The organism is Hymenobacter jejuensis, assembly GCF_006337165.1.
Lineage (GTDB): Bacteria > Bacteroidota > Bacteroidia > Cytophagales > Hymenobacteraceae > Hymenobacter > Hymenobacter jejuensis.
The window spans coordinates 3,772,226-3,785,401 of sequence record NZ_CP040896.1 but is presented as its reverse complement, the minus strand read 5'-3'; the positions used below and the strand labels follow the sequence as shown (position 1 = coordinate 3,785,401).

7 protein-coding genes are annotated in these 13,176 nt (G+C 58.6%); 4 read left to right on the top strand and 3 right to left on the bottom strand.

The features are described from left to right. The first annotated feature begins 92 nt into the window (after positions 1-92). From FHG12_RS15715 to FHG12_RS15705, 3 genes are all read left to right on the top strand, one after another. Positions 93-3,350, top strand: coding sequence for an AsmA-like C-terminal region-containing protein (locus FHG12_RS15715; RefSeq protein ID WP_139516630.1), 3,258 nt, complete (start codon positions 93-95; stop codon positions 3,348-3,350). Between the two features lie 184 nt (positions 3,351-3,534). Beyond that, positions 3,535-4,959, top strand: a complete 1,425-nt coding sequence (locus tag FHG12_RS15710) for a PAS domain-containing sensor histidine kinase (RefSeq protein WP_139516629.1) — start codon at positions 3,535-3,537, stop codon at positions 4,957-4,959. Between the two features lie 21 nt (positions 4,960-4,980). Beyond that, complete coding sequence (locus FHG12_RS15705) at positions 4,981-5,379, top strand: response regulator (RefSeq protein WP_139516628.1); 399 nt, start codon at positions 4,981-4,983, stop codon at positions 5,377-5,379. Between the two features lie 2 nt (positions 5,380-5,381). Here FHG12_RS15705 and FHG12_RS15700 read toward each other — a convergent pair whose 3' ends face one another. Further along, positions 5,382-5,969 (bottom strand): TlpA family protein disulfide reductase, encoded by a 588-nt coding sequence (locus tag FHG12_RS15700; RefSeq protein WP_165699423.1) that lies wholly within the window; start codon positions 5,967-5,969, stop codon positions 5,382-5,384. Positions 5,970-6,096: 127 nt separating this feature from the next. Between FHG12_RS15700 and FHG12_RS15695 the strand changes: the two genes are divergently transcribed. Then, complete coding sequence (locus FHG12_RS15695; protein ID WP_139516626.1) at positions 6,097-8,274, top strand: S9 family peptidase; 2,178 nt, start codon at positions 6,097-6,099, stop codon at positions 8,272-8,274. Positions 8,275-8,364: 90 nt separating this feature from the next. On the opposite strand, the gene FHG12_RS15690 is transcribed toward FHG12_RS15695, so the two are convergent. Beyond that, on the bottom strand, positions 8,365-9,663 hold the full coding sequence (locus FHG12_RS15690; RefSeq protein ID WP_139516625.1) for a RagB/SusD family nutrient uptake outer membrane protein: 1,299 nt from the start codon (positions 9,661-9,663) through the stop codon (positions 8,365-8,367). A gap of 98 nt (positions 9,664-9,761) precedes the next feature. Further along, entirely contained in the window at positions 9,762-12,968 is a 3,207-nt protein-coding gene (locus FHG12_RS15685) for a SusC/RagA family TonB-linked outer membrane protein (protein WP_139516624.1), read from the bottom strand. Between the last annotated feature and the right edge of the window lie 208 nt (positions 12,969-13,176).

The following is a 13,176-nucleotide window of genomic DNA, read 5'->3' as shown; positions in this document are numbered from 1 at the left end:
CCAACCTGCCTCGTTTCACGTATGCTGACACATTCCGACTCAACAGAAAGCCGCGGAAATACCCGACGCCATCGGAGCAAGCAGCATACCTTATGAAATTCTTGTCGCTCCGGCGTGTACTGGCTGTCGGATTATTGCTGGTGGTGCTGGGGGCTGGGCTGGCTTTGTGGCTGGTGGGCTCCAGCTTTGGCCGGCGCCATCTGACGCAACTGGTACGCGAGCGACTCGGCCACAACTCCGACTTGGTGTTGGCGCCTTTTGAAGTTGAAATATCGCCCTGGCGCGACTTCCCGCACCTCACCGCGTCGCTACACCACCTCAGCCTAACGGATACTTCTTACCAGCAACCGGTGCAAGTGTTGCGCGTGGAACGGGCCGATATGCGCCTGGAGCTGAGCAGCTTACTGCGCGGCAAAATCCGCGGCACCCGCCTAGTCATCAGCGACGTGGATTTCCGCGAGCGCGTCGATTCGCTGGGCCATAGCTGGGGCCTGCACGGCAAGCGCAAGTCCCGAACGGGCTCTAGCCCGACGCTGGACTTCAAAATGGACTCGCTGATTGTCAACAACTTCCGCCTGACCACCCGCAACGACTACGCGCACAGCTCGTTTGGGGCCAGCGTGCGAAAGGCCCGGCTTACGGCGCACCTGCTACAAGGCGTGCTGCACGCGGGCGGCACCCTCGACGGCCAGCTCGACTACCTGCGCAATAGCAGCGGCGCCATTTTTGAGCGCGAACCGGTGAAAGCCTGGGTCAATTATCAGTTTGATTTTCCGAAGCGCGAAGGCTCTTTCCGGCGCACCCGCGCCACGCTCAACGGCGACACAGTGCACATCAGCGGCACGCACACGGCCACCGCCAACCAGCGTGCGGGCACCCTCATGAACTTGCAGTTTGAGGGCATGCAGCCCTTGATGGAAGTATTGCATATCGCATTGCCTACCAACTTGTTACCGTATCTGGAGGGCGCGATTAGCCCCAGCAAGGCGCACATTCGCTATACCATTTCGGGGCAGAATGGGCCGACCGTCACTACGCACAACGTGCTGAGCTTTGGCTTGCGCAACGCCAGCCTGCGCTGGCCCGATTCGACGCGCCGCATCAGCCGCTGGGACCTCGCCGGCACCTACGACAACGGCCCCGAACACAGTTCCAAAACTACTTCCCTGGCCCTACAGCACTGCCGCATTTATTCGTCGGCAGGGCAACTAGATATCGCCCTGACGGTGAGCAACTTCGATAATCCATTTGTAAGCGGACGCTTGCGAGGCCGCGCCGAATTGCCGGAGCTGGCGGCCGTGGTTTCGCCGGGGTTGTGGCGCGCCCGCAGTGGCATCGCCGACCTGGATGTGCAGCTGCACGGGCTCCTGCCGCCCACGCCGGGCCGCCGGACGCCGGTGCCCACCACGGGCCGCATGTCGGTGCGCGGCGGCGTAAACCTGCGCAATGCGTCGTTTGTGCTGCTGGACCGCGGGGCCGATATGTCGGAGCTGAATGTGCGCGTGGGCTTGCAGGACAGCATTTGGAAACTCTCCAACGCGTCGGGGGTGCTCGACAAGATGCGGTTTCGGGCCACGGCCACCACGGTCAACCTGCTCGACTACCTGACCGGCCAGTATCCCACCACTATGGTCACCGGCAATTTTGCCGTGGACGAGCTGCGGGTGGCCCGCCTGCGCGAGTTGCTGCGGCCCATGCCCCGCAGCACGCCCAAACCTGCCGCCACGCGCGCTGTGGCCCGAAAACGGACCAGCGCCACGCCGGCTTCCCGCGCCTCAAACTTTGGCAGCAGCCTCTTTCCGCCCGGTATGCGCCTCAACGTGGGCCTGCGCTGCAATCGCCTCGTGCTGCCCTATGATACGCTGCACCAACTAGCCGTAACTGTGCGCCACGATGGCAAACGCGTGCAGCTGCGCAACTTGGCGGGCCGCGTGTGGGGCGGACAGGTGCGCGGGCAGGCGTCGTGGCCCACCGACACGATTCATCAGGTATCGCCCATTGAGTTTCAGTTGGGTGTGCGCTTTGAGGCCATCAACTACCGCAACCTGCTTGCCAAGATGGCGCGGCCGGCGCAGCGCTCCGGCAAAACGCCGAGCAGTCCGGCCCTACGCGATTTGCTGCTGGCCGCCAACGGCCACGTGACCTGCGATGTAAATACGCTGCTGCTGCCCGTGGGCGAAAATCTGCGTCACCTGCGCTTTCGCCTTACCAAAACCGGCAACCGTCTGCACATGCCCAGCCTCGATTTTGCTACCACGCGCGGCGGCACGGGCCATGCCTCGGCGTCGGTGCGGGTGGCCGGCTCGCACTTAGCTGCGGCCGATGCCAGCCTCGATTTGCGCTACGCCATGCTCGACGTGCAACAGCTTTTGCAGCTACTGGCCAGCCTTAGCCCCGAAGAAGACCAGCGCACGCCCGACGTGCGACAAGCCGAGCGGGTAGCCAAACGTGCCCGCCCCGACACCCCCGACAACTCATTGCTAACCAGTGATATACTCACGGCCGTCGTGCGTGTGCAGGCCGACCATGTGCGCTACTCCGCCGTTACGGGCAGCAACTTCCGGCTGGTATCGCACCTGCTCGACGGCGAAGCGCGCCTTGACGAATGTTCGGTCAATGCTTTTCAGGGGCGCATTCGGCTGCGCGGGCGCCTGCTCACCCACGAAGGCCAGCACCACCACCCGCTGCACGTCCAGACGGAGCTACAGGACATTCAATTGCCAGAGCTGTTTGCCGCACTCAAAACGATGGGTCTCAACGTGTTGGGCGGCGACAATGTACGCGGCTCGATGCGCTGCGCGGCCGACTTTCACACCGATCTCGACGCCACGTTTTTGCCGGTGTTCAGCGAAACGTTGGCGTACCTCAAAGCCGACGTTCGCGACCTGGAATTGCTAAACGTGGAGGCGCTGATGGAGGCGCTCAAATTCATGAAGGAAGAGCGCACCAGCCACTTATTTTTCGAGCCGGTGAGCACGCAGTTTGTGCTCAACCGCGGGCAGCTCATGATTCCGAGCCTGCGCCTGAACAGCAACCTGAGCAACCTCGAAATCAGCGGCAATTATTTCCTCGACGGGCGCACCGATCTGTACGTCGGCCTCAACCCGTTGCAGGCCCTGTTTGGCGACAACAAAAAGCGCATCGAGCGAATCCAAAGCGGGCAGCTCGTACGTAGCTCCCGAGGACGCCCGACGTACGTGAACCTGCACCGCTCGGCTGCCGGCAGCAAGTACAAAGTGCGGCTTTTTAAGAAGGAAGAACAGCGCCAGCAACAAGCCACCCTGCGCCAGCAATCGCGCGACTTGTTGCTCAGTCAGCAACTGGATACCACGCTGCGTTTGCTACGGTAAGGCATTGGTAAATACTTTTTAGTAAATATATAAGTACTTGATTATCAAATATTTGTATAGCGACAATATTCCGGGTTTTTGGAAGATATAACGCCTCGACGCTGACCAAACGCCCGGCTATCCGTAAAAGAAGAAACCTCCGCTGCCCTGGGCAACACGCGGAGTGTATCAGCCTGATTAGCCAATGGAAAACAATACGCTGCTAGTGGAGAGCGAACGACGGTTTCGATCGTTGTTTGAGAATAATCCTGACCTGGTTCTTTTTCAAAATGAGCAAGGGACTATTCTCGATGCCAATCCTTCTTTTCTGGCGTTTGTAGGCAAGCCGAAACCGGAGGTGCTCGACCGGCCATTTTCCGATTTTCTGCCTTCCGAGCTTATCCCGTTGTTTAATGAGAAGCTAGCGGAAGCGTTTCGGGGTACGAAAGTGCAGTTTGAAACGACGGTGAAGTTTGAGAACCTGGAAGAGCCCAAGGTACTGAATGTGACCAAGGTGCCGCTGAAAATCGACGGCTCCATTGCGGGGGTGCACATGGTGGCCCGCGACATCACCGAAGCCGCCATTTCGCAGCAGACTATCCAGCGGCAGGCCCAAAAGCTCAACACCATCTTCGAGAGCATCACCGACGCATTTTTCCTGCTCGACAACGACTGGAATTTCACCTACATCAACCACGAAGTGGAGCGGTTGCTGCACATCGACCGGCAGGCCGAGTTGGGCCGCAACGTGTGGGATGTGTTTCCGGAAGAGCGCAACGGCCTTTTCCGCCAGCACTACCAGCAGGCCAAGGAAACGGGGCACGCGGTGCACTTCGAAGCGCTCTTCGAAAAAATGCAGATGTGGTTCGACGTGCGGGCTTTCCCGTCCGAAGAAGGCTTGTCTGTGTACTTTGCCGACATCACCGACAAGATCAAAGCCCAGCAGGAACTATACCGCCAAAACAAAGACCTTCAGCAGTTTACCTACATCGTATCGCACAACCTGCGGGCGCCGCTGGCCAACGTCTTGGGCCTCGTAGACTTACTGGCTTCGACGCACCGCAACTCCATCGATTACGAAAAAACGCTGGACCACCTGAAAACCAGCACCGAGCAGCTGGACACGGTGTTGCAGGACATGAACACGATTCTCTCGATTCGGGACATGCAAAACGTGGCCGAGCCGGAGCAGGTCGCGATTCTGGACGTGGTGCAGCAGGCCTGCGCAAACCTGGAAGAACCTTTGCAGCTCTGCGGCGGCCGCGTCACGCTCGACCTTCCTCCCGACCTCAGCGTGCGCGCCAACCGGGCTTACCTCTACAGCGTTTTCTTCAATTTGCTCTCCAACTCCATCAAATACCGCTCGGAGGAGCGGCCGCTGCACGTGACCGTGACGGCCAGCCAGTCCGGAGCCGGCCTGCTCATCGCCTTTGCCGACAACGGCTCGGGGTTCGACCTGGCCAAAGCCGGCTCCGATGTGTTTAAGCTTTACAAACGGTTTCATTCCCACCCCACTGGCCGGGGCCTGGGCCTGTATTTGGTCAGGACGCACGTAGAAGCCATGGGCGGGCACATCGACGTACAGAGCGAGGTGAACGCCGGCACGCAATTTCTAATTTATTTACGCTGAGTGCTTTACGCTGAATCTGGCATGGATACCCTTCTGATCGACGACAACACCACCAGCATATTTCTCACCGAAAGGCTCCTGAAGCGGGAAGGGTTTTCGGAGGCGATTCTTTCTTTTGAATGCGCTGAAAAAGCGTTGGAATACTTGCGCGACACGCTGACCACCCAGATTCCACGGGTGATTTTCCTAGACCTGAACATGCCCGTCATGGACGGTTGGGAGTTTCTGGAAGCGCTCAAGCCCTACGAGGCGCAGCTCCGCGGGCACTGCCTGGTGTATGTGCTAACTTCGTCGCTGGCCCACTCCGACGCGACCAAAGCCAATGCCTACGCCTTAGTTGCCGGCCTGATCCATAAGCCCATCGACAGCAGCGACATTCAGGCGATCCGAGCGCAGGTAGAAGAAGCCAACCGCGCTTAGGTCTACTGCGCGTCCTTTTGTAGCTGCCGCAAAAACCGGATCATCGCGGCGTTGTCGTAGTCGCCCATGCCCTCGTGCCGATCGATGATATCGCCGTTTGGGGCGATAATAAAGGTAGTTGGAAGTACTTGTGTATCAAATACTTGCGGCAGTTCACTGGCGAGTGTGTACACGGGCATCGTGAAGCCGCGCCGTGCGGCAAAGCGGCGGGCTTTCTCAGGATTTTGATCTACCGAAAGCACCACCAGCGCAATGTTGTCGGGCTTTACTTTGTCGTGCAGGCGCTGCAAGCTGGGCATTTCGGCCACACAAGGCGGGCACCAGCTAGCCCACAGATTCAGCAGAATGACCTTGCCGCGCAGCTGCGAAAGCGAGACCGTGCGGCCATCCAGAGTGCGCAACATCAACGAATAATCGGCCTTGGCAATGGGAACCGCCTTCTTGGGAACGGCGCGGTTGAGAAGCCCCGTTGCCAGCACCACCTGCTGCGCCCGCCCGATCACCTCGGTATGCAAACCGGTGGCATAGAGCGTGGCGGGTACCAAAACGTAGAGAGCAGGGCGCCACAAGCGCCCGAGAAGCGTCGTCATTGAGTGCAAGATACGGAGCCGCACCCGTAGCCCGGCCTTGTAGGCCAGGCTGCAAAGAGTGAGGTCGATTACCGTCCGGCGTAAAAAGGCTAATTTCAGGCACCCAAAACTGAATCTATTTCCCTCCATGCTCAAACAAGCACTGCGCAAAGCAGGCGTCCTGGCGGTTTTTGTCCAGGCGCTGCTGCTGCAACCAACCTTGGCCCAGGTGGGGCCGGGCACCCAATGGACGAAAGACGGCTACGCCTACATGCACGTCCAGCAAGACGAAATCGTGCAGACCGACCTGCGCGACCCCAGCAAAGAAGTAACGCTGGTCAGCAAAGCCATGCTGACGCCGCAGGGCCAAACGGCCCCGATCAAGGTGCGCCGCTTCTCCTTTTCCGACGACGGCAACAAGGTTCTCATCCAGACGAACACCAAAAAAGTATGGCGCTACGACACCCGCGGCGACTTCTGGGTGTATGACATCAACGCTAAGTCATTCAAGCAGTTAGGCAAAGACCGTCCGGCTTCGTCGCTGATGTTTGCTAAGTTCTCGCCCGACGGCACGCGGGTAGCGTACGTGAGCGAGCACAACCTGTTTGTGGAAGATCTGGCCGCGGGCACCAACAAGGCCCTGACCACCGACGGCACCGACAAGCTCATCAACGGCACCTTCGACTGGGTATACGAAGAAGAGCTCGACTGCCGCGACGGCTTCCGCTGGTCGCCAGATGGCAAATCATTGGCTTACTGGCAGTTAGATGCTACCAAAACCAAGAACTACCTGATGCTTAACACCACGGATGCGCTGTATCCGTTTACGGTGCCCGTTGAGTATCCGGTGGTCGGCGAAGACCCCAGCCGCTGCCGCATCGGGGTGGTGCCCGCCCAAGGCGGCGCTACCAAATGGATGGACGTCCCCGGCGACGCCGTGCAGCACTACATCCCGCGCATGGAATGGGCCGCAAACTCTAACGAGCTGATTATCCAGCAGTTGAACCGTCGGCAAAACGAAAGCAAAATCATTCTGTGCACGGCCAGCACGGGGGCTTCGAAAGCCATCTCTACCGAAACCGACAAGGCCTGGATTGACGCCAAAGCCGAAGCCGTGGGCTGGAACTGGATCGAAGGCGGCAAGCGCTTCCTGTGGCTCAGCGAAAAAGACGGCTGGCGCCACATTTACGCGCTCAGCCGCGGCGGCCAGGAAAAGCTGCTTACCAAAGGCAACTACGATGTGATTAGCCTGGAAGCGTTCAACGAGAAAGAAGGCGTGATTTATTTCATGGCTTCGCCCGAAAACGCGACCCAAACCTACCTCTACAAAGTGGCGCTGAAAGGCGGCAATGCCGAGCGCGTCACGCCAAAAGACTTGGCGGGCACCAACGGCTACGACATTTCGCCCAACGGCCGCATTGCGCTGCACACCTTCTCGAACAGCTCGACTTACCCCGTTTCCGACGTGGTGTCGCTGCCCGAGCACAAGCGCCTGAACGGGGGCGAAACGCCCGCTCAGGCCCGCAGCCTGAAGCTGCCGAAGCCGGAGTTTTTCCAAGTTAAAACCGTGGACGGCATCACGATGGACGGCTGGATGGTGAAGCCCACCAACTTCGACGCCACCAAGAAGTACCCGATCGTATTCTATGTATATGGCGAACCCGCTAGCCAAACGGTTACGGACCGGTTCGGAACGGGCGCCAACCGTCTCTACAACGGCAGCATGGCCGACGACGGCTACATCTACGTGTCGGTGGAAAACCGGGGCGCGCCGGCGCCGAAAGGCCGCGAATGGCGCAAATCGGTTTACCATAAGCTAGGCCAGCTCAACATCCGCGACCAAGCCATGGCCGCCAAGGAAATCCTGAAGCGCCCCTACGTAGACACCACCCGCGTAGCGGTGTGGGGCTGGAGTGGCGGCGGCTCTTCGACGTTGAACCTGTTGTTTCAATATCCGCAGATTTACAAGACCGGCATTTCCATCGCCGCCGTCGACAATCAGCTCAACTACGACAACATCTACCAGGAGCGCTACATGGGCCTGCTGCCCGAAGACCGCGACTATTTCGTGAAGGGCTCACCTCTGAACTACGCCCAGAACCTGCGCGGCCACTTGCTGCTCATCCACGGCACTGGCGACGACAACGTGCACTACAACAACGCCGAGCAAATGATCAACGCGCTGATTGCCAACAACAAACCCTTCCAGCTGATGGCCTACCCCAACCGGACGCACAGCATTTCAGAAGGCGAAGGCACCAGCCGCCATTTGGCTACCACCTACACGCAATTCCTGAAGGAGCACTGCCCACCCGGCGCTCGTTAATTTATTAATTATCAATACATTACAAAAAAAGCCACCGAATTGCTTCGGTGGCTTTTTTGTTTCTGATGCGCAGCTTGTCTAACTACAACACTAAATAGCCGGGTCAGCTGGAGTAGCGGGATTGTTTTCGCGTTCTACCCGCGGATAAGGAAGAAAATTGCGGTTGCGTTCGGCTCCCGTAGTACCGGGTGCCGGCCGATTGAACCGGCGGCTGTCGTCGAGGCGGAACCCTTGGAATGCCAGCTCAACAAGGCGGTTGCGCAAAATATCGGTCAGCACTGCGTCGGAAGTGAGCGCTCCCGAGTACGCCGGCAAGCCGGCGCCGAGCCCATAGATATCGGTGGCGGGGGTTTTGGTGCGCACCTTGTTTAGCTCCGCCACGGCACTGGTAAGGTCGTTTTTGCGAGCGTAAGCCTCGGCCCGGATCAGCAGCATTTCGCCGGGTACATACACGGGTATGGGGGCGTCGTTGGCCGTATAAAATCCAGTGCCCAGGTTTTGAGTCGGAGCCGGGTTGGTGCGGGTGTAAAAAGCGATGCGCCGGTCGCCGGGTTCGGGTGCCAAAGCGCCCGTCAGGCCCAGGCTGGTATTGAAGGGCTCGAATATGTTGCGGTTGCCGAAGGCCACATCGTAGAGCGGATTGCGGGAGTTGTTGTCGAAGTTAAACACCGATTTTTTGGTCAGATCCACGCGGCCCGCGGCGGCAATGGCTTTGTCGTAGTCGCCGGCTTGTAGGCTGTAGCGGGCAATAAGGGCCTGAATAGTATTGGCCAGATCGATCCCCGAAATGATCTTGGAGTTGAAATCGGCCGACACAGGCGCAGCCGTGAGTTGGGTTGCGGCGGCTTCGAGCTGCGTTACAGCTGAGCGCAGCAATTCCACCCGATCAACGAAGGGCGCATTTTCTTGGGTGACCAGGGGGGCCTTCTCAAAAAACTGAGCCAGCGTACCCAGGGCCAGCGCCCTGAATATGGAAGCGTAGGCCACAATGCCGCTGCGGGTACCGGCGTCGGTGGCATTGCCCGCATTTTGCAGAACCAGATCGGCGTTGGCCCGCACGAGCTGCGTCTGCGTCCAGAGGTTGCGCACCACCCCGTTGCTGTTGGTGACGTTGCCGGCGCCCAGGCTCACGTTGTATTCCTCGATGTTGCCAACATTCAGAATCAGCAGCTCGCGGGTAGTCAGGCCCCCGGCGGCAACCGCGTTGTAGAGCACGCTGAGCAGGCCGCCCGTGGTATAGCGGGCTTGCAGACCGTTGCACAAAATAACGAGCCCATCGGAGGAGGTCACTACCTGTTCCTGGCTGGCAGTACTAGGGTTCAGGTAGTCTTTGTTGCAGGAGCCCATCCCGAGTGTAAGCAGGGCGGCGAGAAGGATAGATTTCTTCATGACGATTGCGGATTTTAGAAATTAGCGCCTTGGACTACAGAATGTAACTTCTTGAAAATAAGACACTTATCAAGAAGCTAACTTCTCCTCATCCCATCCTAAAATGTGGCCGTGAGCTTCAGCTGATACGTGCGCGGAATCGGCACATTGCCAAAATCGATGGCCCGCAGCAGGTCGGAAGCACCGCCGGCGCTGGTTTCGGGGTCGAAGCCGTTGTAATTATCCCACGAATACAGGTTGCGGCCTACCAGCGCCACGTTTAAAGCGCTGATGTACTTAGAAAAAGTCGGCAGCGTGTAGCTGAGAGCCGTTTCGCGCAGCTTCACAAAGGAGCCATCGTCGACGCGAAACTCTTGGGTGTTGTAAACGGCAAAAATGTAGCCGCGCGGCAACTCGCCCCGCAGCTCCTTCTCGGCCAAATCGCCCAGCCCTACCCCCTGCCTTGTCCGCTTGTCGGCATTGAACACGTCCACGCCCTGCACGGCATCGAGCAACACCCGCAGCGAGAGCTTTTTGTAGGTGAAGTTGGTGGTAAATGAGCCGGTCCACTTTGGGTTTGGGTTGCCAATGACAACGTTAGCCAAGGTCGAGCCGGGTCCGTAGCTCGGCTGTCCCGTGGCATCGTCGCGGGCGGGCGTGTACTGCACCGAGCCCACCGCCTGACCAATGGTACGTTCGTCCTGCGGGAAGCCCTGCGGCGTGAGCAGCAGTGAGCCATCGGGGTTGCGGGCATAGGCCGAGCCGTAGAATACCCCTGCCGGCTGACCGGCGAGCAGGTACACGGGGGCGCCGGCTACGTTGTCGATGGCGATGGCTTGGTTGAGTCCGTTCGAGCCCGGCAGGTCGAGCACCTTGTTGCGGTTGCGGTTGTAAATGAATGACATGTCCCAGGTGAAGTCGGCGGTTTTTACGGGCACGGCCGTCAGTTGCAGCTCCAGGCCGCGGTTTTCCATCGACCCCACGTTGTTCACGATTACCGAGCCCCCGGTGGAAGGCGCCAGGTTACGGCGCACTACCAAGTCTCTGATTTTCTGGTAGTAAGCCGTCACACCCAAACTCAGGCGGTCGCCCAGGAAGCCTAGGTCGGCACCGCCTTCGAGTTCGCTCATGCGCTCGGGGCGTACTTTGGGGTTGGCAAGCTGAGCGCCAGGCGTAATGGCATTGCGGGGGAAGGTTACGGGCGTAAACTGATAGTAGCGGTCGTAGGAGTTGACGCCCGTCAGGTTGCCGGCTTCGCCGTAGCTGGCCCGCAGCTTCAGGCTGTTGAAGGCGTTATTGAAGGCGGCTTTTTGCCAGAAATCCAGGTCCGAGAGCACCAGCGACCCGCTGATTTTAGGATACACCTGGTTGGTTTCCGACGCCGAGAATTTCGATGAGCGGTCACGCCGCACGGCCCCGGTAATGAAAGCCAGATTGCGGAAGCCAACGGTGGCTTGTCCGTAATACCCGCTTAAGTCGTAACGGTCGAGGCTGAAATCGGAGGTGATGGTGCTGCTCGCGGCACCTCGGATAGTTGTGATAAACGGCGCCAGATTCTGGCCCTGGGAAGTCGAATATTCCTGTTGGCCAAACTGATAGCTATACCCAGCTTGCAAGGTCACTTTGAAGTTTTCGCCGAGGTTGCGCTCATACCCCGCGTTTACGTCGGAGTTGAGCTGGATCACGGCATTGCTGCCGTTGGCGGCATAGCCAAATGGGTAACGGGCAGCAGGCAGACCCGCCGTGGCCTGATAGGGGTACGGCCGGATGTAGCTCCGTCCCACCTGCGAATATGCATCAACTCCCAACACATAATCGACCGAGAAGCCTTTGAAGGGCGTCAGGTTTACCTGCAAATCGCTAATGGTGCGGTTCACGCCTTGCGTAAACTTCATGTCTTCGATCGTCGACAGCGGGTTCACGCGGGTTGGCTCTACGGCGAGCAGGTTGCCGTTGGCATCGCGCTTCCTGATGTCGTAGATGTTGTTAGTGATGTTGATGGAGTTGATCGGGCTGTAGAACACGTTGCCGTTGGCTTTCTCATTAGCAAAGCTGTTGCTGTAGCTCACACCCGCTGTCACCTTAGCCCAGTCGGTAAGGCGCTGATCGACCCGAGCGCGCACGTTGTAGCGCTTGAAATCGGTGCCCTTGATAATGCCTTCATTTTTGAGGTAGCCCAGCGAAACAAAATACTGCGTTCGGTCGGAGCCACCCGAAATGTTGGCGCCGTTGTCGGTGCCATAGCCGGTCCGGAAAATTTCGTCGAAGTAGTTGTAGCGCTGTACATCTACTAAGTTACTGGTCAACAGTGTATTCGCGCCTGCACGGTTGATGGTGATGGTGGTTGTGCCGGGGTTGGCCGCTACTTGAGCCGGAGTTACCCCACCAATGGTGTAAAGCCGCAGCCCCGCAAAGCCAAACTGCTTGCCGTAGGTATTGACCGGCACCGATTTACGCAACTCATTGATATTGAAGCTCGTGAATACCGATACGCGCGGGGCGCCAGTTTGTCCGCGCTTGGTGGTGATGAGCACTACGCCATTCGAGGCCCGCGAACCGTAAATTGCCGCCGCCGCCGCCCCGTTGATGATGTTGAGGCTAGCGATGTCATTTGGGTTGAGGTCGGCCAGGCGGTTCTGACCCGGGTTGGCCTCGCCCACGTCGTTGGTCAGGGCCAATTGCGATACGTTGGTACTCACGTTGCTAACGATCACACCATCAATTACATACAGCGGATCAGAAGAACCGCGCAAGGAGTGAATGCCCCGCAGGCGCACGGAAATTGAGCCAGCTGGGTCGCCGGAGTTTTGCACAATCTGCGCGCCGGGCACCTTGCCCTGCAACGAATTCAGCACGCCGCCCGAGCCGCTCTGCACCAGATCCTGGGCCGAAATGGTACTGATCGCGTTGCCCAGCTCGCGCTTGTTGGCACTTACCGTCGAGCCTACCACCACCACGGCATCCAGGCTTTGCCGGGCTTCGGTGAGCGAAGCGTTGGTAGTTACGGTCGGGCTGCTGCCCAACGTTACCGACCGGGATACGGCTTTGAATCCGATGGTGGAAATCGTGAGCGTGTAATTTCCTGGAGCCACATTTACGGTCAGATTATACGCGCCCTCGGCGTCGGTTGAGGTACCAAGGGTTGTGCCGCTAATCAGCACGGTGGCACCAGGCAGGCCTTGCCCGCGCTCATCCGTGACGCGGCCCTGCAGCGTGTACGCCTGCGCAGAGCCCCCAGACTGTGCCAGTGCCCGCGTGGGCAGCAGCAAGCCAAGACAGAGCCAACCCACCAGGGTCAGCGCAGCAATAAGGTATGTGTTCCGCATACTAGTAGGGGAAGTGGAGTGGAAAGAAATGACAAAGCCAAGCTAATCCTTGGGTAATATAAGATATTGGCACCATCCTATATATAATCGTTTCAACGCCAAAGAAATAGTGTAATCCGCTTAGTTGAAAAGCGGGACTTTCTTCCAAAATGTCAAGTAGGCAACAGTTGCGCCTCCGCGTGTGCTCATATGCAAAAAAGGCTCGGCT

Excerpts from the sequence above, each read along its gene's own strand:
- FHG12_RS15685 (WP_139516624.1), bottom strand. The coding sequence starts at position 12,968 with ATGCGGAACACATACCTTATTGCTGCGCTGACCCTGGTGGGTTGGCTC.
- FHG12_RS15715 (WP_139516630.1), top strand. The coding sequence starts at position 93 with ATGAAATTCTTGTCGCTCCGGCGTGTACTGGCTGTCGGATTATTGCTG.
- FHG12_RS15705 (WP_139516628.1), top strand. The coding sequence starts at position 4,981 with ATGGATACCCTTCTGATCGACGACAACACCACCAGCATATTTCTCACC.
- FHG12_RS15690 (WP_139516625.1), bottom strand. The coding sequence starts at position 9,663 with ATGAAGAAATCTATCCTTCTCGCCGCCCTGCTTACACTCGGGATGGGC.
- FHG12_RS15700 (WP_165699423.1), bottom strand. The coding sequence starts at position 5,969 with ATGACGACGCTTCTCGGGCGCTTGTGGCGCCCTGCTCTCTACGTTTTG.
- FHG12_RS15710 (WP_139516629.1), top strand. The coding sequence starts at position 3,535 with ATGGAAAACAATACGCTGCTAGTGGAGAGCGAACGACGGTTTCGATCG.
- FHG12_RS15695 (WP_139516626.1), top strand. The coding sequence starts at position 6,097 with ATGCTCAAACAAGCACTGCGCAAAGCAGGCGTCCTGGCGGTTTTTGTC.